A 22472-nucleotide genomic window follows, 5' to 3' on the forward strand; every position below is an offset into this window, starting at 1 on the left:
AATAAATATAAGCCTTTGTTTTTAAGCAAATAAAACAAAAACCAACCGAGCTCAGAAAACTGTAAAAATCCCAGGACACCCTCAGGATGGCCTGCCAGTACTGCAGGCTACTGCGCAGCCTGGCGGGCCAGGAACAGCTGCTGGTGTGTCACTGACGGGGAGAGGACAGGGAAATATTGTGGAACAACGGCAGTGCTTTCCGAGACCGGGCAGGTGCCTGGTACAAAGCGACCCGCTGTGGGCATAATGGCACGCAGAATCTGCCATTGCAGGCAGGCATCTCCGTGAATAGTCGCATGAGGCAGGGTCACTGGGCCCGCTTGGGCATACTGTCGCCAACTGGCCTATCCTAGGTAGGGCTTGGACAGTTTCCAATTACGTCACTCATTCAATCCACAGGAGTTGTCATGATCCGTACACTCGTCGTTGCCTCCACCCTTCTCTTCGCCGGCACACAGGCCTTTGCCGCTGATTGCGCCGTTACCATCGACTCCACCGACCAGATGACCTGGGATACCCCGGCAATCGAGGTCAGCAAGAGTTGCGAAGAGTTTTCCGTCACCCTGCACCATTCGGGCACCCTGGCCAGCAACGTCATGGGCCATAACTGGGTACTGACCAAGGCCGCCGACCTGCAAGCCACCGCCACCGATGGCATGGCTGAAGGTCTGGACAAGGATTACGTGAAACCCGACGATGAGCGGGTCATTGCCCATACCAAGATAATCGGCGGTGGCGAGTCCGATACTGTCACGTTCTCCGTATCAGATCTGAGCGAGGGTGAAGAGTACGCCTATTTCTGTTCCTTCCCCGGCCACTTCGCCATGATGCGCGGCACCCTGACCCTGGTGGATTGACCGAGGACACCAGCTCCAGAGCCAAGTCAGCTTTAGTTTGATAAAACCGCTTGACTTGCAAATGATAATCGTTATTATTGAGGCGTCATCGCGAGATGGCTGTGATAACAGAATGCCAAGCGGCGGACGGTTATCTCCTCATCAGGCTAATCACGGATTGGGCCCGTTCTCTGAACGGGCCATTTTTTTGCCTGTCATCTCAAGATCAGTAAACCAGTTTGATACCACCTGGAAGATGGGCGATACGCAATTGATGTTGCTCACTCAGCAGTTGCAGGGCCTTGTCGAGACTGTCGAGATGGAATGCAGCGGTAACCGGCTGCCCGGCAGCATGCTTGTCGAGCAGGATGATCCGCTCGCGGCTGAAGTTGTTCAGGTCGTCGATGACGCCGCCCAGCGGGGTGTCGTCATAACTCAGTAACCCTTTGGTCCAACTGGCAGCGCTGCTTGCCGGCTGGGCAAGCTTCTCGATATCTCCCGTGCGATGGTAACGGACGCTCTGCCCCTCATGCAGAACCTGTCGTCGAGGTTCACCTTGCGGCTGATATTCCGGCAGGCTGATCAGCACGCTGTGTTCCAGGACGCTGAGCAGGCCATGATCGGCATCCTCACGCTTGAGCAGAAACACCGTACCCAGCGCCCGGTTGGTCCCACCTGCGGCTTCGACCACAAAGGGGCGCGGCTCCTGGGCATTCTGCGGCACCGGGCTGAACAACGCCTCCCCTCGCAACAAGCGGACATGCCGCTCCTGCTGGTTGTACTCCACGGCAATGGCGGTTCGCCCGCTGAGCATGACGCTGCTGCCATCATGCAGCTGTATTTCCCGGATCTCACCCTTGGCCGTGTAATGATCGGCGCTTATGTGCAACCAGGCGGGTTGCCAGCCCAGCGCCAGCCCACCCAGCAGCACCAGGCAGGCCAATGCCTGGGCGGGACGTGCGCCAGGCAACCAGCGCCATGATGGGCGCCAACGCTGGCGCGGCGGACGGGGGATCTCTGCGGTAAGCAGCGGCGGCAATTCAGCACTGACTTCCCAGGCCCGCTCCGCCTCGGCGAGGGCCATGCCATGCGCGGGATCGAGCCGCAGCCACTGCTCCAGCTCCCGCTGCTGAGCGGGGCCGAAGGTATCGAGCTGTTGCTTGATCACCCAGTCAACGGCTGTACGCCGAATGAGTTGCTTGTCAGACAGGTTCACGGTTGCGGCTCTTTTAGGTATATGAAGAAATTCAAGCATTCTCTTATATTTGACGGATGGCGCTCCACTTTCGATAAAACACGCTGTCTACCGGTCATCTTCCAGATGCCGCATAACCAGTTCCAGGGCAATGGCCATGTGTTTCTGTACCGAGCTGACAGAGATATCCAGGCGGGCAGCCACCTCCTTGTAACGCAAACCCTCGATACGCCCCAGCTGAAAAACCTGTTGGGTACGCAGTGGCAATTGCCGGACCACGTCATGCAGGCGCTCGATGGAGGACAGGCTCATCACCTGCAGCGCCGGATCGGCCAGCGGGTCCTCATGCACATGCAGGTCCTCCGGCATCACCGTATCGGTTCTGCTGACCGCATGGCTGCGCAGATGATCGATGACCAGATGATTGGCTACCGTATACAGATAGGCCAGGGGCTTTTCCACGCCGCCCTTCTGTTGCAGCAGGGCAAACAGTCGGGCGAAGCTTTCATGGGTCAGATCGGCGCTGAGTTCCGGATCATTGGTTTTCAGCAGGATGTACCGCGTGACTTTGCTGGCGTAGGCCCGGTAATACTGGTGTGCCTGATCGATTGCCATGCTCTCCCTTGGCCAGTCGAGGAATGCAAATAGATGATATTGTTTATCATTTGCATGCGGGTAGCAAGACGCCACCTGCGTCGATCAGAGTGCTTTCACTGACTGATCCGCTCCTCCGGCACATAGATCATCCGCCCATCATTGAGCCGATAGGTAATTCCTGCCCGGCTGCCCTGCCCTTCGCCAATGTCGCCGCTGGCCTCGTAGCGGGTCAGCTCCTCACCGTCCTTGATGGTCATGCGCATGTCACTCTGCCCGGGGTTCTCGATGACCACCACATTGTCCTGGGTAAAGGGGTTGAGCGGGTTCTGCACGATAATGACCAGCAGAATGCCGATCACCACCAGAAACAGGTCGATCAGGTTGACCATGGACAGCAGCGGATCATCTTCATCCTGTTCGAGAAAACGCATCAGCCACTCTCCCCAGCACGCTCCAGCGCGCGCAGTTCCTGCAACAACCAGCGTCGGCGAATGGTGAGAATGAAGAAGCTGATGCTGGCCGCCAGCAGCGCCAGGATCACTGCGGAGAAGGCCACCACCAGATTGTCGCCAATGCCCTGGGCATCGCTGCGGGTCAGGGCCAGCAAGGCCGGCCCCATGGGAATCATGGTGGCGACCAACCCCAGCATCGGGGCACTGCGGGAGGTGATGCGCAACCATTCCAGGCGCTGCATGATGTGCAATTCCAGGTCATCGCTGGTGCCACCATGGCGTTGTTGCCAGACGGCCAGTAGTGGCCGGTAGCGGCCCCGCTGGCGTTGCCAGGCTTCCATGACGAAGCTGCCCAGGGCGATCAGTGAGTAGATCAGCGCGAGGATGATCAGCAGCAGTACCGGTGTGAGGAACCAGCGGGTGAGTTCATAGAGGGTGACTTCCAGCGCGTTCATATTGTTTCCGCTTCAGGTGTGTTCATGGAGGTATTGCGATTGGCTCGCTGCTGTCGCCAGGCGCCGACCAGGATGCAGCCAAGCATTCCCAGCAGCCCGGCCCAGATACGCCAGGGTGTCTCCATCTCGCTTTGGGGCGTGACCTCCTGTAGCACCTGGCCGCGCACGGCGGTACTGTCAGCGGGCTGGTCGATGGCCTGCTCCGCAGGGCGATCCCGGCTCTGCGGCTCACTGGCGGCGGCGCCGCCGAGGCCGAAGCCGGCGGCCATGTCGTTGATGAACTCGACGGTCAGTGCCGCGCCGCTATCGGCGCCATGCTGCTGGGTCAATTCCTGCCAGCGCTCGACCAGTTCACGGCGGGTCTGCTCATCGGCATCCCAGTAGTCCTTGCGAATTGCCTCGACCATCCGTTCGATCAGCTGCGCCTGGGCGGTCGGGTTGTGCTGCTCGAACCATTGGCCCAGGCCCAGTTCGCGCTGGTCCTGCACATAGGTGTCATGCACCGCCTGCCATTGGTCGGCACGCACCATGGCGCTGTCCGCCGCCTGCCAACCCCACAGGTTGTTGACGATGTTCAGCAACTCCAGCGTCCCGGCATAACCTTCCTGCTGCATGGCATCGATCCACTGGGGATTGAGGTAGCGGCTGCGCAATTCACTGGCAAGGAACCGGGCCGCGCCGGTGGTGCGCGGTGCGTTCTGGCGCAGATCGGCGATATACAGCGCCGGGGCTTCGCCATTGAGTTGCCGCACCGCCTGGGACAGCCCACCAAGGTATTCGAAGGGATGGTCGGTGGACAGCAGCCCGTTGACCGTGGAGGAGCGGGCGAGCACCGCGGCCTGCACCCCCTTGAGCTGTTCGGCAAACAGATTGCCCCCGGGCAATGGCCCGACCGGCCCCGCACTGCCGTAGCCGTGTTGCAAGCGCTGCAGGAACTGCTCGGCCAGCACCGAATCATCCTCCCAACGGGTGGAATCCAGAGCCAGCTGACTAACGCCGCTACCGTAATCACCGGGTGCGTTACCGAAGATGCGGATGCTGGCCAGCTGGCTTGCCGGTTCGCTGTCCAGCCCCTGCTCTTGCAGGCGTGCAGCCAGCGCCCGACTGTTGGCCGCCACCGGGTTGTCCGCTTCGTCCAGTTGCGCCAACCGTTCGATGGCGTCGGCCAGCAGGTTCATGAATCCGTCGAACTGATCGCGGTACACGCTGGTGACCTGCAGCACCACATCGATACGGGGCCGCCCCAGCTCGCTGCGTGGAATGATCTCCAGCGCGCGCACCCGGCCACCGTCGTCCCACCGCGGGCGCAATCCCAGCGCGTGCAGCACCTGGCTTTCGAGAATACCCAGATGACGCATGGCTTCGGAAGACCACAGGCTGAAGGCCAGCTTGTCCGGTGTCTGGCCATGATGCTCATCGCGGTAGGCTTGCAGCAACTGCTCCAACGCCTCTTCGCCGGCGGCGTAAGCCGTTGCCGTGGGCAACTTGTCGGCTTCAAAGGCGTACAGGTTGCGACCGCTGGGCACCTGCGGATTGCGCACTGGGTCGCCCCCCGGCCCCGGCGCGACAAAACCGCCGCCCAGCCCGTCCAACAGTGCCTCGACCTCGCCTGTCTTGGCCAGATTGCGTTCATGCTCGCGGGCCTGCAGCAGCCAGTCGCGCAGCGCGGCATCCTCCACTCGTTCGATGGGCGCGCCTTGCAGCAGGTGATGTTCGAGCAGACGGTAGGCTGGCGTGTTCTGCAGCTCGGCAAAGTCCAGTGCCTCCGGCTCACCACTGTCGAACGGCGCGCCGCTGGCTACCGCTACCGCCTGCCGGAAAGGTTCGCCCAGTTGCTGCAGCACGGTACTCAACCGGTGTTCGGCTGCAGCTGGCTCTCCGTAGGTATGCAGGCCCAGCGGCAGGCTATCGGCCGCCAGCTCATGCAGATGATCGTGCAGGATGGCGAAGAAAGCGGTGAAGTCTTCCTTTGCTGTCCCTGCATCCCAGCCCAGGTCAGCCAGCATGCCCTGCGCAGCTACCTGTTCGAGAATGGCATCGGCGGTCTGCTCGCGTACCGCGCCCTCTTCCAGTTGCTGGTACTGGTGGATGAGGTCATGCAGATCACGCAGCTCGTCGTACAGTCCGGCCGGTGCAAAGGCGGGTGTCTGGTGACTGATCACCACCGCCCGGCCACGTCGCCGCGCCTGGATGGCTTCGCCGATGTTGTCCTGGATATAGGGATAGAACACCGGCAGATCACCCAACGCCAGAAACGGATAATCCGTTACCGCCAGCCCGCGGTCCTTGCCCGGCAGCCATTCCTGGGTGCCATGGGTGCCGAAGTGAATCAGCGCGTCGGCCTGCCCACGGATCAGCAGATAGGCCGCCAGATAGATATGGTCCGGCGCTACCGCCGTATCATGATAGGCCTCGCCGGGTCGGCCGGCCCGGGGCGGCTGTGGCATCAGCAGCAGATTGCCCAGCTGTGCGCGGGGAATGATGAAGTGCGGCTGCCCATCGATCTGCTGCACGGCCCAGTGGCTGGCCGGATCCCCCCAACGCTGCTGCAATTGTTGTTGCAGCGCTTCGTCCAACCCCTGCAACCACTGCTGGTAGGCACTCAACGGCACCGCAGCGGCCAGCCCATCGCTGTGCAGCGTGGCCAGGGTCTCGGGGCGGTAATAGCCCCCCAGCAGCCGCTGCCCGAGGGCGATGAACTGCTCTTCATCGACCGCGGGTATCCGATAGCCGGCCTCGGCCAATGCCGTGCTCAGCGCCGCCAGGCTGCGCGGCACATTCAGGTGGGACGCCGCCAGGTTGCGCTCGCCGTCGGGGTGGTTCCAGAACAGCAAGGCCAGTTGCTTCTGCGCTGGCGGCAGATCCTGCAATCGTACCAGGCGGTCGATCTTGTCCAGCAGCGCTGCGGCCTGCTCCCGGATCAGCTTTGGTTCACCCTGCTCCACTACGCCGATCACCAGGGGGTCGCTCAGCCCCCAGGTTTCCGGTACCCCCAGCAGCGGCGCTACCGCATGGGTGGCAATACCGGAGGGCGACTGACGCCAGTCTTCCAGGCTGCTGCGTTGAATGAAGCTCTGCAGCACCGGAATACCCAGCGCCAGGAATTCGGCCTGACGCGCCGCGCCGTTTTGCAGGTGGGTGAGATTGACCAGTGCCCGCAGCTCGGCGGGCTCGGCTACCTGGCTCAGCGCCTGCGGGTCCTGGCCGTCGACCCAGAACACCAACGGCGCCTGACCGCGGCTCTCGCTGGCGTCGATCAGCTCATCCAGCAGCGCCAGTTCGGCGTCGGCAATACTACTGCCGTGGATGATGAAGCCGACCCGTGGCGCCTGACCTGGCCAACGCGTACTGCCCCAGCGCAGATAATCCTGCACATCATCGAACAGTATCGGCGCCGCGGGATGGTAGAAGCCGACTGTCGGCAGCGACTGCGGTGGCGGCAGTGCGGAAGGATCTTCTCCGCTGCGCAGGGCCTGCCAGTAATCGAACATCCGGCGCAGGTTGGTCTGGCCGCCATTGCCGTAGTAGCCAATCAGTTGCCTGGCGTGCTGGGGCGGCAGGTTGCCGAAAGCCGGCGGCCCGCCGCCAACCCGAATCCACGGCGTGGCCACCTGCTCGAGCCGGTCGCCGAGAAAGGCCTGCATCTGCGCCAGGTCGTTGGGCCGGGGGGTATCGAGGATCAGCAGCCCAGCCGCCAGCTCGGCCGAATCGGCTTCCCCGCTGATATAACGGTTATCCAGCGTCAGCCCGACATCCCCGGCCCATTGCTGCAAACGCGCCACCTTGCCCGGTAGCACGAAGTCGTTGCTCAGCACGCGGATATCCGCTGCGGCCTCGGCCCACGCCTGACTGCCGCCACCTGTCAGCAGCAGCAGGATCAATATGAGTCTGCCCATGTTCAGAAACTCATGCTCAGACCGACGTGAAAAGTACGCCCGGGCTCGGGATAGTTGAACAGCGCATTGTCATCGGCCAGGCGCTCATCACCGATGTTCTCGATACCACCACGCAGGGTCAGGTCAGGTGTCAGTTGCTGGCTCAGTTCCAGGTGCCAGAGGCTGTAGGCCGGCAGGCCATAGGCAACATTGCGACTGTAACCGAGCTGGCTGCCGACGTACTCGCCACGCAGCTGGGCGCTGAAGCGGTCATGGGGAGCCCACTTCAGGTGGGTATTGGCCAGATGCCGCGAGCGCCCGGCCAGGCGTTGATCGGCACTACGGTCGATGGCATCCAGGTAGGTGTAGTTGATGCCCCAGTGCAGGGACGCCGGCAGATCGAGTTCGCCGCCCAGCTCAAGCCCACGGATGCGGGCCCGGTCGACATTGTCATAGTTGCGCAGCTCCTGCCCGCGAATGCCGCAATCAGATACACAGATAGTCTGGATCAACCCCCGCAGGTTGTTCTGAAATATCCCGGCCGAGGCCGACCAGCCACTGCCGACATAGTCTGCAACCAGCTCATAGGTGGTATTGATTTCTGGTTTGAGGTCGGGGTTGCCACGGATGGTGAACTGGCCACCGCCGCCGATCGCCTCGTAGCCGGGCGCCAACTGCTTCAATGTCGGCGCCTTGAACCCGCGCCCACCGCCGCCCTTGATGGTCAGACCATCCTCCCGGCTGTACACCAGATAGGCGCGCGGGCTCTTCTGCCAGCCGTAGTCCTGGTGCTGGTCGAAACGGCTGCCCAGCAGCAGCGACCAGTCCTCATGCAACTGGATCTCATCCTGCAGGAACAACGCCCGATGCACCGCCTTGGCCTTGCCGGCGGTCAAGGTCAGGCTGTCATCCTCCAGCTGTTCACGCCGCCACTCGCCACCGAGACTGAGGAGGTGACGGCCATCCAGTGGCAGGGTGACGCTGGCATCGGCGATATCATCGGTCATGGACTGCCAGGGGTTGGTCGGCGTCTGCCCCCGGGTATAGCTGTTCTCACGCTCGAGTGTATTGCGATAGGCACGCAAGGTGGTCTTGCCCCAGCTCCAGTTACCGGTATGGCTCAATGAGAGCTGCTCACGCTCGATATCATCCTGCGATTCGTACTCCGGGGCGGTCGGCGCGGCACTGCGCATATTGCGCCAGCGATCCTCACGGCCACGCCCCAGGGAGAGGTCGATCTGCTGTGCGGTATCCGGGGTCCAGCTCAGGGTCACACTGGCGCTTTGCGACTCGCGCCCTTCCAGTTCGGACAATGCCGGGTCGTCCCGGTCGGCGGTCTCCTGGCGCTTGCGGCTTTCACCGGTAAAGGTCAGCCCCAGGACCTCCGGCACCAACGGGCCACCGGCGTACACCCCCAACTGGTGGGTCTGACCACCATGACTGTGATCGGGCACACCGCCATTGAGCGTTATGTTGCCCAGCCACTTATCGGTCGCCTTGCGGGTAATCACGTTGACCACCCCGCCCAGCGCCTCGGAGCCATACAACGCGGACATCGGGCCCCGTACCACTTCGATACGCTCGATGGCCTCCACCGGCACCCAACCCAGATCGAAGTCGGCATGGGCAATGGCGCTGGCGGCGGTATTGATCCGTTGGCCGTTGATCAGCACCAGCGTCTGCTCGGCATCCATACCGCGGATGCTGATCCCCCGTCGTCCCAGGCCGATACCGCTGAACTGCACGCCGGGCGTGCCACGCAAGGCATCTTCCAGATCCTGCACCGGACGGCTGGCCAGATCCTCACGGTTGATCACCGTGATACTGGCCGGTGCATCCTGCAGGGAGCGCTCGGTATTGGTGGCTGTCACCACCAGCGATTGCAGATCGAGAACATCGGCATTGGCGGCTACCGGCAACAAAGCCAAGGTTGCAGACAATGACAACAGCGATAAACGGCGAGAGGGAATTGACGTCATGGGCCCATCCTGATGGCTGTGGAGGAAAGGGCCGAAACACTATCATGTTATACTATAACAAAACAACAGAGTAAGATGTCATCGCCGAAGACGCGTGCCTGGGCGTCCAGTCGAGACCAACCCTGAAGACATGTTGGGGGGCGAGACGTGATATTGCCCTGGAACGGGCGTTGTTTAGGGAGGAGAAACGCTGGATAGAAGCAGACAACCGATTGACGGCGACCCTGAACGCAAAAAGCCCAGCTTTTCAGCTGGGCTTTTTGCGTTTGTCTGGCGGAGAGCGAGGGATTCGAACCCTCGATACGCTATTAACGTATACACACTTTCCAGGCGTGCTCCTTAAGCCACTCGGACAGCTCTCCGCAATCCCGGTACTGGAGCTTGCCAGTTCCGAGGCGCGCTAATGTACCCAAACGAGGACAGTTTGGCAAATCCTATTTGCAGACATAGCCCCAGCCAACCTGGTCGTCTCGCTTGCTCCTCTTTCCATAGGTAAAGCAGCCCGGCCCTACAAGCCTGATCGGCACACCGGGTATCTCGGTGGGCAGCGTTCCCGGAAGCGGTTGATGCTGAGCGTCGAATGGAGGGCTACCTCTTCCGGGATCTTCGTGGCTATAATGTTACATTATTACATTATACATGCGTGATCCCATGACCGAGCAAGAACTGCTTCAACAGCCCTCCGATGCCTACATGAACGACCAGCAACAGGCGTTCTTCCGCGAGCTACTGCTGGCCGAGCGGCGCGATCTACAGACACGTATTGCCAATGAGTTCGACGGGCTCCGCCACCACGAGCCAAGCAGCGATCCCGCTGACGTCGGCAGCGCGGAAGAGCAACGCCAATGGCAACTGCGGATGCTCGAGCGCGAAAAGAAGCTGCTCGACAAGATCGACCAGGCGCTGGAACGGCTGGCCCGTGGTGAATACGGCTGGTGCGAGGAAACCGGCGAACCGATCGGCCTTCGCCGATTGCTGCTGCGCCCTACCGCCACGCTGTGCATCGATGCCAAGGAGCGGCAGGAAAAGAAAGAAAAACATCAACGTGATACCTGAGGCTTGCCAATGACTGATCGACTCCCTGTCACCGTGCTGTCCGGCTTTCTTGGCGCCGGCAAGAGCACGCTGCTCAACCATGTACTGAAGAATCGCGAGAACCGCCGCGTCGCGGTGATCGTCAACGACATGAGCGAAATCAACATCGACGGCAGCGAAGTGCAGCGCGATGTGAGCTTGAATCGTGCCGAAGAGAAGCTGGTGGAAATGAGCAATGGCTGCATCTGCTGCACCCTGCGCGAAGACCTGCTGGAAGAAGTCAGCCGGCTGGCGCGGGATGGGCGGTTCGACTATCTGCTGATCGAATCCACCGGCATCTCCGAGCCACTGCCGGTGGCCGAGACCTTTACCTTCCGCGACGAGCAAGGTCGCAGCCTGTCTGATCTGGCGCGCCTGGACACCATGGTCACCGTGGTCGATGGCGTCAACTTCCTGTGCGATTTCCATGAATCGCAGAGCCTGGCCAGCCGTGGCGAGACCCTCGGGGAGGAAGACGAACGCTCGATCACCGACCTGCTGATCGAGCAGGTAGAGTTCGCCGATGTGATTCTGATCAGCAAGATCGACCTGATCTCCAGCGCCGAACGCGAGGAACTGATGGCGATCCTGCGTGGCCTCAACACCCATGCGGAGATCCTGCCGATCAGCATGGGGCAGGTGCCTCTGGAGAGAATCCTGGATACCGGCCGCTTCGATTTCGAGCGTGCTGCACAGGCACCGGGCTGGCTCAAGGAATTGCGTGGCGAGCACGTGCCGGAAAGCGAAGAGTATGGCATCGCGTCCACCGCCTACCGTGCCCGCCGGCCGTTCCACCCACAGCGCTTCTACGAGTTCCTTACCCGCCCCTGGGATAACGGCAGGTTGCTGCGTTCGAAGGGCTATTTCTGGCTGGCCAGTAAATACCGCGACGCCGGCAGCTGGTCTCAGGCCGGTGGCCTGATGCGCCATGGCCTTGCGGGGCGTTGGTGGCGCTTCGTACCGAAGGCACAGTGGCCGCAGGATGACGAGGGATTGCAGACGGTCCTCGAACACTGGCATGACCAGGCCGGCGACTGCCGGCAGGAGCTGGTATTCATCGGCCAGAACATCGATTTTGCACAACTGACCAGCGAACTGGATGCCTGCCTGCTGGATGACCAGGAAATGGCCGCAGGTGTGCAGGCCTGGGAGCAGTTGCCCGATCCGTTTGGTGCTTGGCACGACAATACCGCCTGATACGGTCCTCATCATTGCAGACTCGCCAGTCACCGCTATCTTGTTACACTGCCAGACTGCGCCGGTTCTGCCCGGCTGACTTCAACCGATGAGGACTCTTCAATGAGCGAGCTGGTTTCCTACAGTTTTTCCGATGGTATCGCCCGGCTGGGCCTGGACAACGGCAAGGTCAATGCCCTTTCGCCGGCCTTGTTCGAGGCCTTCCATGCGGCGCTGGACCGGGCCGAGCAGGATCGGGCAGTAGTGGTGATCAGCGGCAAGCCAGGCATCTTTTCCGGCGGCTATGATCTGCAGGTGATGACCTCCAGCCCCGCAGCCGCCAGGGAGCTGGTCGCCACCGGCTCGACCCTGTCCCGCCGGCTGCTGGCCCATCCGTACCCGGTGGTGGCGGTCTGTACCGGTCATGCAATTGCCAAAGGTGCCTTCCTGCTGCTGTCGGCCGATTATCGCATCGGTGCGGAAGGTCCATTCAAGATCGGCCTCAACGAAGTGGCCATCGGCATGACCATGCACCACGTCGGTATCGAGCTGGCCCGCGCAAGACTGACCCACAGCGCCTTCACCCGTTCGGTGATCAATGCCGAGCTGTTCTCGCCGACCGATGCGGTTACCGCAGGCTTCCTGGACCGGGTGGTGGCTGCCGAGGAGCTGGAAAGCGAAGCCATGGCCATGGCTGCTCAGTTGACCAAGCTGAACATGACCGCCCATCGCAACACCAAGCTGAAAAGCCGGCGTGCGCTGCTGGAGCTACTCGATCAATCCATCACTGAAGACAAGCAGCACGATCTCTGATGGATTCGATCACCCAGGCGGTGCTCGGCGCCTCGGTCCAGGGCGCCCTGCTGGGGCGCTGGCAGGGCCGGCGTGCGCTGCTGTACGGCGCCATGCTGGGCACACTGCCGGACCTGGATGTGGTGTTGGATTATGGCGACGCGGTGGCCAACATGACCTACCACCGCGGGTTCAGCCATTCGCTGCTGGTGACCAGCCTGCTCAGTGTGCTGCTGGCCTGGCTGATCCGGCGCTGGCGGCCGCACCCGGGCTATAGCGCCTTGCGCCTGTGGTTGTGCATCTGGCTGGTGTTGACCACGCACATCGTGCTGGATGCCTTCACCGCCTATGGCACCCAATTGCTGTGGCCCTTGCCAACATCGCCGGTGGCGATCTCCAGTATTTTCATCATCGACCCGCTGTATACCCTGCCGCTGTTGCTGGCGGTGGCTGCCGGGCTGGTGATCGGTCTGGGCAAGCGCGCCGGTGTGCGCCTGCAATATGCCGCCCTGGCCCTCAGCAGTCTGTATCTGCTCAGCACCCTGGCCGGCAAGCACATGGCCGAGCAACGACTGGAACAGGCACTGGCCACGACCGGCATCCAGGCGCAGGCCACCTTCAGTTCACCGACGCCCTTCAATACCGTGCTGTGGCGCGTGGTGGCGGTGGATGGCGACGATTACTACGAGGGACTGGTGAGCTGGTTCGATACCCAGCCACCGACGCTTGAGCGCTTGCCACGGCGGGCCAGCGAAGCGCACAGCGCCTTGCGGGACTCGCCCCAGCATCAGCGCCTGCGCTGGTTCAGTGGGGATCTGCTGCGCTATGACCTGATCGATGATCACTGGGTGGTAACCGATCTGCGCCTGGGCATGACCGGTTATCATCCGTTCCGCTTTGCCCTGGCAGAGTTGCAGCCGCAGGCAGCGCAGCCCCAACTGATCGACGTCACCGAGCTATGGCCAGTGCCCAAGGCAGACCTGTCCGCTCTTGGCCTGCTGCACCGCCGGGCACTGGATGAAAGCTACCCGGTGTCCATGGGCCGGCTGGCCGAAAGCCTGGCGCTGTCTCCCGCAACGCCCTGACCCTCTGCCAGCGATGGAGCCAGGCTAACGTGATCGCTGGCTGCTGATCAGCACGGTGGCGGTATCGCCCTCGTGCACCCACTCGCGCCAGATGGCGAGCAGCAATGCCATCAGTACCGGGCCAACGAACAGGCCAACCAGCCCCATGGTCGTCACCCCACCGATCAGACCGAAGAAGGTCAGCAGGAACGGCAGCTTGATTGGACCACCAACCAGCGAAGGGCGAATGGTCTTGTCGACAATGAACAGCTCGACAGAGCCCCAGATGAACAGCCCGACCCCGGCCACGGTACTACCGCTGCCCACCAGATACAGCGACACCAGGGTGAAGGCCAGCGGCGCACCGCCGGGAATCAGCGCCATGACACCGGTGATCAGCCCCAGGGCCACCGGCGACGGCACCCCGGCCACCCAGTAGGCGATGCCCAGTATAATGCCCTCACCAATGGCGATCAGGCCCATACCGATCACCGTGGCGGTAACGGTGGCCGGGACCATCCGCGAGAAACGCTGCCAGCGTGTCGGCAGCACCTCTTCACCCACGCGGTCGATCTGCGCCACCAGCAGATGCCCGTCACGGTACAGGAAGAACAGCGTTATCAGCATGAACAACAGCGCCAGGGCCAGGGAAAAGGCCTTGCCGCCCATGGTCATGATCACCCGGGAAATATTGCCCAGGTGCTGACCACTGGCCATCTGGATGATCTCGCTGATCGCATGCGGGTGGTTCAGGTACTCATTCCACTGTTCTGCCAACCAGCTGCCCACCAACGGCAGCGCAGCGATCCAGCCCGGTACGGCGGCACCATCGCGATTGGCCTCCACCAACCAGGCCATCCAGCTCTGGGCCTCCTCCAGGGCAAAGGAGAAGGCCATGGTCAGCGGTACGATCAATACCCCCAGAATCAGCAGGATGGCGATCGCCGCCGCCAGGGTCCGACGCCTGCCACACAACTGCAGCAGACGCTGATACAGCGTCCAGGTGGCGAAGGCGATGATCAGTGCCGCCAGCACCGGCACGATGAAGCCATGGAAAAAATAGATCCCGGCGATGATGACCAGGAATAACAACCAGCGCGCCGTAGAATGGGACGGCATGATCGATGGGGGTGGGGTTGTACTCATAGGCTCCCTTCATTGTCCGTTGATAGCCTCGGCCTGAAGTCCGCGATGCTTGCCCATCATAGCAGTACGTTGCGCACCGGCAGCGGGAATACTTTTACAGGCTGTAATATCGCGCCGTCGCCGCGCCAGCCATAAGCCCGCCTGATACTCGGTATGGCGCGCATCCTATCGCATCCTCTGCAATAATGGCGCGGTTTGCCCGCTACCAGGATATTCGACCCGATGGCAGTCCCTACCCAGAAAATCCGCGTTTCTCTCGCCATGGGAAGCTGCCTGCTGGCGATCTTCACCACCATTCTCGCCAGCCATATGCCGACGCCGCTGTATGCGGTCTGGCAACAGAGCTGGGGGTTTTCCGACACCGCGCTGACGGCGGTGTTCTCCGTGTATGTACTGGGCGTGGTGGTGACGCTGCTGAGCATGGGCTCGTTGTCTGACCAGTTGGGCCGGCGGCAGATGCTGGTGCCGGGGCTGCTGTTCATCCTGTCCGGGTCGATCACCTTCATGCTGGCCAGCGACATCTATCAATTGGGGACCGCCCGGCTGTTGACCGGCATCGGCACCGGCATGGTCACCGGCGCGGCGACCGCGGCGGTGATCGAGCTGGAACCGGATGGCAACTGGACCCGCAGCGCCGCCCTGGCCGCACTCGCCTTCACCCTGGGCGCAGCCACCGGCCCGACCATCAGCTCCCTGGCGTTGCGCTGGACCAGTCATGCCGAAGCCTGGCCCTTCCTGGTCGTGGTGACGCTCTGCATCCTGTGTATCACCCTGCTGCTGCGCGCGCCCTGGCCGGCCGGTCTGGGGCAGCGCCAGCATGACTTTCGTCTACGGGCCTGGCGACCGACACCGCTCAAGGTGCCGCGTCCGCTGCTGGGCACCTTCTTCTTCGCCGCGGCAGCCATCTGCCTGGCCTGGTCCACCGGCAGCCTGTATTCCTCGCTGGGGCCGTCCATGGCACGGGAGCTGGTCGGGGTCAGCGACCGGGCACTGGCCGGACTATTCGCCGCTGGCTGGCAACTGGTCGCCGGGATCAGCCAGTTTGCCTGCCAACGCCAGCCGCTCAACCGCCTGATCCTTGCCGGGCCGGGTCTGCTGATCGGCGGCCTGGCGGCCATGGCCGCCGCCGTGCTGCTGGCGTCGGTCTGGTTGTTCATCCTGGCGACCCTGGCCACCGCCATGGGTGCCGGCGCCATCGGCGTGATCGCCACGGTGACCATTGCCCGCTCGGCACCACCTGCCGAACGCGGCAGCATGACCTCGGCATTCTATCTGGCCGCCTACCTGACCATGGCCACCGTGGTACTGGGGATAGGTTTTGCCAGCGATTACGTGGGTCTGGTGAACAGCATGCTGGGCTTCACCGTACTGATATCGCTGGCCGCACTGGGCCTGATGCTGGCGCGCCGGCGGACTCAGCCATAGCGCCAGTGGCAGATTGCGGAGCCGTCAGAGGCTGACATAGCGGCTGATCAGCGCCCTCAGCGCCGCCGGCTTCACCGGCTTGGGCAGATAATCCAGGCCGTGCAGGCGAATCCGCGTAACCAGCTCATTACGGCCATCGGCACTGATGACCACCCCAGGCAGGTCCGGGTTGATCTGCTCCCGCAGCCAGGCCATCAGCTCCAGGCCGGTATCGCCGTCATCCAGGTGGTAGTCGGCCAGCACCAGCTCCGGTGTGAACCCCGCCGCCAGCACCGCCTCGACTTCACTGCGGTCACGGGCCACCGCGACATTGCACTGCCAGCGACTGAGCAGGCTCTGCATACCGGTGAGGATGGTCGCCTCATTGTCGATGCACAGCACCTGCGCGCCGCTCAACATCGGCGCATGGGACTGGTGCGTAGCGCGCGGATGGCGATCGTAGCGGGCGATCGGCACCGTCACACTGAACACACTGCCATGCCCAGGCCAGGAGCGTACCGACAACTCGTGCCCGAGCACACGGCACAGACCGTCGGCAATCGCCAGTCCCAGCCCCAACCCCTTCTCGGCCTGGGTACGATGGTTGTCCAGGCGCTTGAACTCCTCGAAGATGGTCTGCAGCTTGTCCCGCGGAATACCCGGGCCCTGATCCCATACCTCGATACGCACGCTGTCCGGCAGGCGGCGCATGCCCAGTACCACCCGGGAGTTGCCGGCATAGCGGAAGGCGTTGGTGAGGAAGTTCTGCAGCACCCGGCGCAGCAGGCGGATATCGCTGCGCACCCGCAGGCGGCTGCTGTGTACCCGCAGATCCACGCCCCGCTCGGTGGCCAGGGCGCCGAATTCGATGCGCAGCGGCTCGATCAACTCGGTCAGCACGAAATCGCTCCACTCCGGGGTGAAGCGTCCTGATTCCAGGCGCGACAGGTCGAGCAGATCCGAGATCAGGTCCTCCGCCGAACGCAGCGAAGTATCCAGATGGCGCACCAGCTCCTGGGCTTCGGCCGGCAGATGCGGCTGGTGGGCCAGCGACGCCGAGAACAGCCGGGCCGCATTCATCGGCTGCATCAGGTCATGGCTGACAGCGGTCAGAAAGCGGCTCTTCGACTGGCTGGTCTGCTCGGTCTGGGCCTTGGCCTGGAACAGCGCCTCGTTCAGTTCGGACAATTCCCGGGTACGCTCGACCACCCGCTGCTCGAGCCCCTCGTTGGACTCCTTGAGCGCCCGCTCGGCTTCGCGGAAGGCGGTGATGTCGGTGAAACTCATGACAAAGCCGCCGCCGGGCATCGGGTTGCCGATGATCTCGATCACCCGGCCATTGGGGAACAATCGCTCGGAGCGGTGCGCAGTGCCCCGGCGCATCCAGTTGACCCGCTTGTCCACATGCATCTGCGGGTTACCCGGGCCACACAGGCCACGCCGCGCGTTGCACAGGATCAGATCGGCGATCGGCCGACCGATGGTGATCAACCCTTCCGGGTACTGGAACATCTCCAGATAGCGGTGGTTCCAGGCCACCAGGCGCAGTTCCTTGTCCACCACGCTGATGCCCTGGGTGATGTTCTCGATCGCCCCCTGCAGCAACCCACGGTTGAACTGCAGCACCTCCGAGGCCTCGTCGACGATGCGCACCACATCCTCGAAGTGCATGTCCCGGCCTTCGATCGCCGCCTTTACCACTACCCGCGCCGAGGACGCGCCCAATACCCCGGCGAGCAGGCGCTCGGTCTGGGTGATCCAGCTGCTGTCGGCCACCTGCCCCGGGTTGAAGGCCACATCCTGCGCCTCGGCAAAGCGCTCGAAACCAGCCCTGGCACGCTCTTCACCGACGAAGCGCGAGGCCAGCGTCAACAGGTCGTCCACCGTGACCCGCAGCATCGCCCGGCTGGGACCATCGTCCCACTGACCACCATCCAGGCTGACGAAACGACTGGCCTGCCAGTGTTCCAGCACCCGGGTGCGACTGAACAGCGATACCAGCACGAACACCATGAAATTGCAGCTCAGTGCAATGATACTGCCCAGCGTCAGGCTGTCGACCGGCAGGCCGAACGCATCGTCGTACATGCCCCGCAGCACCGGCCAATCGGTCACACCGACAATATCCAGCAACGGCAGAATCAGCAGGTAGCACCACAGACTGACGCCCACCAGCAGACCGGCGAACACCCCACTGCGGTTGGCCTGCTTCCAGAACAGCGCGCCGAACATGGCCGGCGCCAATTGCGCGATGGCGGCAAAGGCGATCTGGCCGGTATTGGCCAGGCTGCCGGCCGACCCGATCATGCGATACACCACATAGGCCAGCAGCAGGATGATCAGGATACTGCTGCGCCGCACGTTCAGCATCCAGCCACGGAATTCCTCATAGGAACGCTCGGGCTGGTTCTTGTTGCGCAGCAGCAACGGCAGTACCACGTCGTTGGAGACCATGGTGCTCAACGCAATCGCCGCGACGATGACCATGCCGGTCGCCGCCGATGCTCCACCAAGGAAGGCCAGCAGTGCCAGCACTGGCCGGCCCTCCATCAGCGGCAGGTTGATGACGTAGGAGTCGGGCAGCAGCGTGGTACCGAAATTCAACTGCCCGGCCAGGCTGATCGGTATCACGAACAGCCCAGCCAGCAGCAGGTAGGCAGGAAACACCCAGCGCGCTACCCGCAGGTCACCCGACTGGATGTTCTCCACCACCGCCACCTGGAACTGCCGCGGCAGGCAGATGAACGCCAGAATCGCGATAAAGGTCTGGAACAGCAGGTTGACATGCATGGTTTCGCGCTGCCAGTAATCGGCCAGCTCGGGGCTGTTGCTCGCCCGCTCCAGCAGATCGGTGATACCACCGAACAGGCTGAAGGTAACGAATACGCCAACGGCGAGAAACGCGAGCAGCTTGACCAGCGACTCGAAGGCGATGGCCAGCATCATGCCCCGGTGGTGCTCGGTGGCATCCAGGCTACGGGTGCCGAACAGGATGGTGAACAGCGCCAGCACCAGGGTCACCACCAGCGCGGTATCTTCGGCACTGTGCGCCCCCTCGACCAGCGGCTCGGCGCCTGCGCCGGTCAACAGATTGAACCCCAGTACGATGCCCTTGAGCTGCAGGGCGATGTAAGGCAGCACGCTGACCAGACACAGGGCCGCCACTATCACGCCCAGGCTTTGCGACTTGCCATAACGCGAAGCGATGAAGTCGGCGATGGAGGTGATGTTCTCCTGCTTGCTGATCGCCAGCATCCGGGCAATCAGCCGCCAGCCGAGGATGAACAGGATCATCGGGCCAATGTAGATCGGCAGGAAGTCCCAGACCTGGCCTGCGGCCATGCCTACTGCGCCAAAAAAGGTCCAGCTGGTACACCAGACCGCAAGCGACAGGCTGTATACCCAGACCCGCAGGCGCGGCCCGAATTCACCGGTCTGCCGATCGCCCCAGAAGGCGATAGCAAACAGACAGGCCATGTAGATCAGGAATGTGGACGCAACCAGCCCACCGGAAAGCATCATTGACGGCAATCATCTCGGTATGAAGAATGCGTAGTCTGGCAGGCAGCGTCTCCTTTGCACAGACGCAGCGGCTCATACCTAAGTCGAAGCGCGGCTCAGTTGCCTGTCAAAGCTGCGATGGCTGACGCTCCGACTGGGCCAGCTCCATGTGCTGCAGCGCCATGGCCGCCTGGGTGCGGGTGCGCACACCCAGCTTGCGAAAAATCGCGGTCACATGCGCCTTGACGGTAGCCTCGGAGACACTCAGCTCATAGGCGATCTGCTTGTTCAGCAGCCCATCGCAGACCATGCTCAGCACCCGGAACTGCTGGGGAGTCAGGCTTGCCAGCTGGGCGCTGATGGTCTCCTCCTCCATGGTCAGTGGGGCGGCATCCTCATGCACCTGCGCCGGCCAGCAGACATCGCCATTGAGCACGTCCCGCACCGATTGCTGGATATTCTCCAGGCTGGAGGATTTGGGAATGAAGCCGCTGGCACCGAAATCCCGTGCGCGCCTGACTACCGCCGCCTCTTCCTGGGCGGAGATGACCACCACCGGGACGTGCGGATACTGGCTGCGCAGCAATACCAGGCCGGAAAAACCGTGAGCGCCGGGCATGTTCAGATCGAGCAGGACCAGATCCCAGGCACTGCGCTGCTCGAGCAATGATTGCAGTTCGGCAATGGATCCGGCTTCTGTCAGCTTGATATCAGCGTCCAGGCCAATGCTCAGTGCCTGGAACAGCGCGCTGCGAAACAGCGGATGATCATCCGCAATCAGAATCTCATAGGTTGGCCCCATGCCTTGCTTCCTGCCGCTTGTATGTTATGTATCGAGATGAGTCATATCGCAGCGGTACAGCCTGACACTGGTCGTCGCATCAGTCAATTTTGTTTGCCGGAACCTTTACCCCGCATGTCTGTCTTTCTCAGGTTCGGTGGCGCATAATTCGCCTTTTTCTCCGGCAGCACAAAGGTTTGCATGAACCGCCACATCTATCGGGCCGACGCCCTGATGCTCTGCGGCATGCTGGTGGCCCAACTGGTGCCGATCTATCGGCAACGCCGGCTGGGCCGCGCCAGGGCTCAGCCGCAACCGACCACCGGATGCTGAATAAAAATCCTTGTGATTCCAGAACCAGCGCCGGCAACGATGGTCACACATGTATCCTGACAGAAGCACACCGCACGGTGGAGACCTTATGCGTTACCTGATTGTATTGACCGCACTATTGATCGCCATGCCTAGCCAGGCTGTGTCGCTGCGTGACATCCGCCTCGAGGAAACCCTGAAGAATGTCGCCCAGCAGAGCAGCAAGGACACCCCGCGCCAGATCAACGCCAATATCGTGGATGAAGGCTTCAGCGCCGAAGGCAAGGAGCTCATCAACCACCTGACCGTGGATACCGAATATGCCGCGCGCATGCAAGGCGATCCGCTGATTGTACGCAGCCAGCTGCAGAGTAGCGTGTGCGCCGACCAGCGCTTCCGCCGGCTGCTGGACATGGGCGCGACGCTGACCTACCACTTCGTGCTGGCCGACTCCAGCCAGCCGGTACTGACCCAGAGCTTCGTGGCTGATCATTGCCAGTCCATGTGAACGGCACCCTTCTCCGCATCCCAGCTCCGCTCTGACGCATTCCCGCCCCTCATGGCTCCTGCCAGGCTGTGTCCGATCCATAGTAGACTGCTGTATCAGCGTGCCGCAGTCGGAGCAACGCTGGTTTGACTCGAGGAGAAAGGCATGTCAGAGGATACCCGCGCCACGGATTATCTGAGCCGGCATTGGCAGACCGGTAGCAGCGGTGTGCAGCAGAAGGTCGATGAATTGCTTGCCCTCGCTCACGGCGGCGGTGAGAACACCCCGCTTTACCGCGATATGCTGCTCAGCGTGGTGCGCATGGCTCAAGCCGATCGCGATCGCTGGGATGCCAAGATCATGCGCCAGACCCTGTACGAACTGGAGGAAGCCTTCTCGCGCCTGGAACAGTTCAAGCGCCGGCGCAAGGTCACCGTCTTCGGCTCCGCGCGCACTCCCCTGGATCGCAGCCTGTATGCGCTGGCCCGGGACATGGGCAAGGCACTGTCGGAGCATGACTACATGACCATCACCGGGGGTGGTGGCGGCATCATGGAAGCTGCCCACGTCGGTGCCGGGCTGGACAACAGCCTGGGCTTCAATATCACCCTGCCCTTCGAGCAGAAAGCCAACCGGGTGGTCAGCGGCACCAGCCACGACCTGTCGTTCCGCTTTTTCTTCCTGCGCAAGCTGTTCTTCGTCAAGGAGGCCGATGCGCTGATCCTGTGCCCCGGCGGCTTCGGTACGCTGGATGAGACGCTGGAAGTGCTGACCCTGATCCAGACCGGCAAGAGCCCAGTGGTGCCGGTGATCCTGCTGGATGAACCCGACGGCAACTACTGGAAGGGATTGACCAGCTTCTTCCGTGACCAGTTGCTGGCCGAAGGCTACATCCTCGAGGCCGATCTGAATCTGCTGCAGCTGGCCAACTCACCGCAACAGGCGATGCGGCATATTCTGGCGTTCTACAGCAACTATCACTCCTCGCGCTGGCTGCACGATGAGTTCGTGCTGCGCCTGAATCGGCCATTGAATGACGCGGCACTGGCACGGTTCAACGAGAGCTTCGCCGACATCTGTGCCGGTGGTGGCTTCGTCCAGCAACTGAGCGGTGATCCGCAGGGCGACGAGCCCGAACTGCAGTCATTGGCCCGTCTGACCTTTCCCTTCAATGGCCGCGCCCAAGGGCGACTACGGGCACTGATCGATGCGGTGAACACAGCGGAAAACCTGCTGTAACCAACCCGCTGTTCCAGCCGGGCTGCGATTACTACCAGCTCGATGACAATTGCAATCGGTCCTATCCGTTCCGTCATTGCGAGCCACGCCGTGGCGCGGCAATCCAG

At 62.3% G+C, this 22472-nt stretch carries 18 protein-coding genes and 1 tRNA gene; 9 read left to right on the forward strand and 10 right to left on the reverse strand.

Annotation, left to right across the window (positions count from 1 at the left end; translation table 11 throughout):
- Positions 1 to 407: 407 nt before the first annotated feature.
- A complete protein-coding gene (gene azu / locus CQ007_RS03570) occupies positions 408 to 857 on the forward strand; it encodes an azurin (protein ID WP_105643543.1) in 450 nt (149 codons plus the stop codon).
- Between the two features lie 205 nt (positions 858 to 1062).
- On the opposite strand, the gene CQ007_RS03575 is transcribed toward azu, so the two are convergent.
- The 7 genes from CQ007_RS03575 to CQ007_RS03605 all read right to left on the reverse strand — a co-directional run bounded on the left by CQ007_RS03575 (position 1063) and on the right by CQ007_RS03605 (position 9751).
- Positions 1063 to 2052 carry a FecR domain-containing protein gene (locus tag CQ007_RS03575; protein ID WP_158256716.1) on the reverse strand — a complete coding sequence of 330 codons (990 nt, stop codon included), beginning with the start codon at positions 2050 to 2052 and terminating at the stop codon, positions 1063 to 1065.
- Positions 2053 to 2139: 87 nt separating this feature from the next.
- Positions 2140 to 2646 (reverse strand): RNA polymerase sigma factor, encoded by a 507-nt coding sequence (locus tag CQ007_RS03580; RefSeq protein WP_105643545.1) that lies wholly within the window; start codon positions 2644 to 2646, stop codon positions 2140 to 2142.
- Positions 2647 to 2741: 95 nt separating this feature from the next.
- Entirely contained in the window at positions 2742 to 3059 is a 318-nt protein-coding gene (locus CQ007_RS03585) for a DUF2149 domain-containing protein (RefSeq protein WP_105643546.1), read from the reverse strand.
- Positions 3059 to 3535, reverse strand: coding sequence for a MotA/TolQ/ExbB proton channel family protein (locus tag CQ007_RS03590; protein ID WP_105643547.1), 477 nt, complete (start codon positions 3533 to 3535; stop codon positions 3059 to 3061). The genes CQ007_RS03585 and CQ007_RS03590 overlap by 1 nt, the downstream gene beginning before the upstream one ends.
- Entirely contained in the window at positions 3532 to 7431 is a 3900-nt protein-coding gene (gene cobN, locus CQ007_RS03595) for a cobaltochelatase subunit CobN (RefSeq protein ID WP_105643548.1), read from the reverse strand. The genes CQ007_RS03590 and cobN overlap by 4 nt, the downstream gene beginning before the upstream one ends.
- 2 nt (positions 7432 to 7433) lie before the next feature.
- Positions 7434 to 9389 (reverse strand): TonB-dependent receptor domain-containing protein, encoded by a 1956-nt coding sequence (locus tag CQ007_RS03600; protein WP_105643549.1) that lies wholly within the window; start codon positions 9387 to 9389, stop codon positions 7434 to 7436.
- Positions 9390 to 9660: 271 nt separating this feature from the next.
- Positions 9661 to 9751, reverse strand: a tRNA-Ser gene (locus CQ007_RS03605).
- A 289-nt stretch (positions 9752 to 10040) separates the two neighbouring features.
- On the opposite strand from CQ007_RS03605, the gene dksA reads away from it, so the two are divergent.
- The 4 genes from dksA to CQ007_RS03625 all read left to right on the forward strand — a co-directional run bounded on the left by dksA (position 10041) and on the right by CQ007_RS03625 (position 13516).
- Positions 10041 to 10445 (forward strand): RNA polymerase-binding protein DksA, encoded by a 405-nt coding sequence (gene dksA, locus CQ007_RS03610; RefSeq protein WP_105643550.1) that lies wholly within the window; start codon positions 10041 to 10043, stop codon positions 10443 to 10445.
- 9 nt (positions 10446 to 10454) lie between these two features.
- The gene (gene zigA, locus CQ007_RS03615) at positions 10455 to 11660 is read left to right on the forward strand and encodes a zinc metallochaperone GTPase ZigA (protein ID WP_105643551.1); all 1206 of its coding nucleotides are present in this window, start codon (positions 10455 to 10457) and stop codon (positions 11658 to 11660) included.
- 102 nt (positions 11661 to 11762) lie between these two features.
- Positions 11763 to 12452, forward strand: a complete 690-nt coding sequence (locus CQ007_RS03620; protein ID WP_105643552.1) for a crotonase/enoyl-CoA hydratase family protein — start codon at positions 11763 to 11765, stop codon at positions 12450 to 12452.
- Complete coding sequence (locus CQ007_RS03625) at positions 12452 to 13516, forward strand: metal-dependent hydrolase (RefSeq protein WP_105643553.1); 1065 nt, start codon at positions 12452 to 12454, stop codon at positions 13514 to 13516. Before CQ007_RS03620 ends, CQ007_RS03625 begins: the two co-directional genes overlap by 1 nt.
- A 24-nt stretch (positions 13517 to 13540) precedes the next feature.
- Here the strand turns inward: CQ007_RS03625 and CQ007_RS03630 are convergent, their stop codons facing one another.
- Positions 13541 to 14641 (reverse strand): AI-2E family transporter, encoded by a 1101-nt coding sequence (locus tag CQ007_RS03630; protein WP_105643554.1) that lies wholly within the window; start codon positions 14639 to 14641, stop codon positions 13541 to 13543.
- Between the two features lie 222 nt (positions 14642 to 14863).
- Between CQ007_RS03630 and CQ007_RS03635 the strand changes: the two genes are divergently transcribed.
- Complete coding sequence (locus CQ007_RS03635; RefSeq protein ID WP_105643555.1) at positions 14864 to 16066, forward strand: MFS transporter; 1203 nt, start codon at positions 14864 to 14866, stop codon at positions 16064 to 16066.
- Between the two features lie 24 nt (positions 16067 to 16090).
- On the opposite strand, the gene CQ007_RS03640 is transcribed toward CQ007_RS03635, so the two are convergent.
- Together CQ007_RS03640 and CQ007_RS03645 are read right to left on the reverse strand one after the other, a co-directional pair.
- Complete coding sequence (locus tag CQ007_RS03640; RefSeq protein ID WP_105643556.1) at positions 16091 to 19567, reverse strand: PAS domain-containing hybrid sensor histidine kinase/response regulator; 3477 nt, start codon at positions 19565 to 19567, stop codon at positions 16091 to 16093.
- 106 nt (positions 19568 to 19673) lie between these two features.
- Positions 19674 to 20348, reverse strand: coding sequence for a response regulator transcription factor (locus CQ007_RS03645; protein ID WP_105643557.1), 675 nt, complete (start codon positions 20346 to 20348; stop codon positions 19674 to 19676).
- Between the two features lie 180 nt (positions 20349 to 20528).
- Between CQ007_RS03645 and CQ007_RS19150 the strand changes: the two genes are divergently transcribed.
- From CQ007_RS19150 to CQ007_RS03655, 3 genes are all read left to right on the forward strand, one after another.
- Positions 20529 to 20660: a hypothetical protein gene (locus tag CQ007_RS19150; RefSeq protein WP_256582191.1), complete on the forward strand. Its 132-nt coding sequence runs from the start codon at positions 20529 to 20531 to the stop codon at positions 20658 to 20660.
- An 88-nt stretch (positions 20661 to 20748) separates the two neighbouring features.
- A complete protein-coding gene (locus CQ007_RS03650; RefSeq protein ID WP_105643558.1) occupies positions 20749 to 21147 on the forward strand; it encodes a PA3611 family quorum-sensing-regulated virulence factor in 399 nt (132 codons plus the stop codon).
- 144 nt (positions 21148 to 21291) lie between these two features.
- Complete coding sequence (locus CQ007_RS03655) at positions 21292 to 22365, forward strand: TIGR00730 family Rossman fold protein (RefSeq protein WP_105643559.1); 1074 nt, start codon at positions 21292 to 21294, stop codon at positions 22363 to 22365.
- Positions 22366 to 22472: the final 107 nt, after the last annotated feature.

Origin of the sequence: Pseudomonas sp. MYb185 (genome assembly GCF_002979975.1) — a bacterium.
In the GTDB taxonomy this organism is placed as follows: domain Bacteria; phylum Pseudomonadota; class Gammaproteobacteria; order Pseudomonadales; family Pseudomonadaceae; genus Halopseudomonas.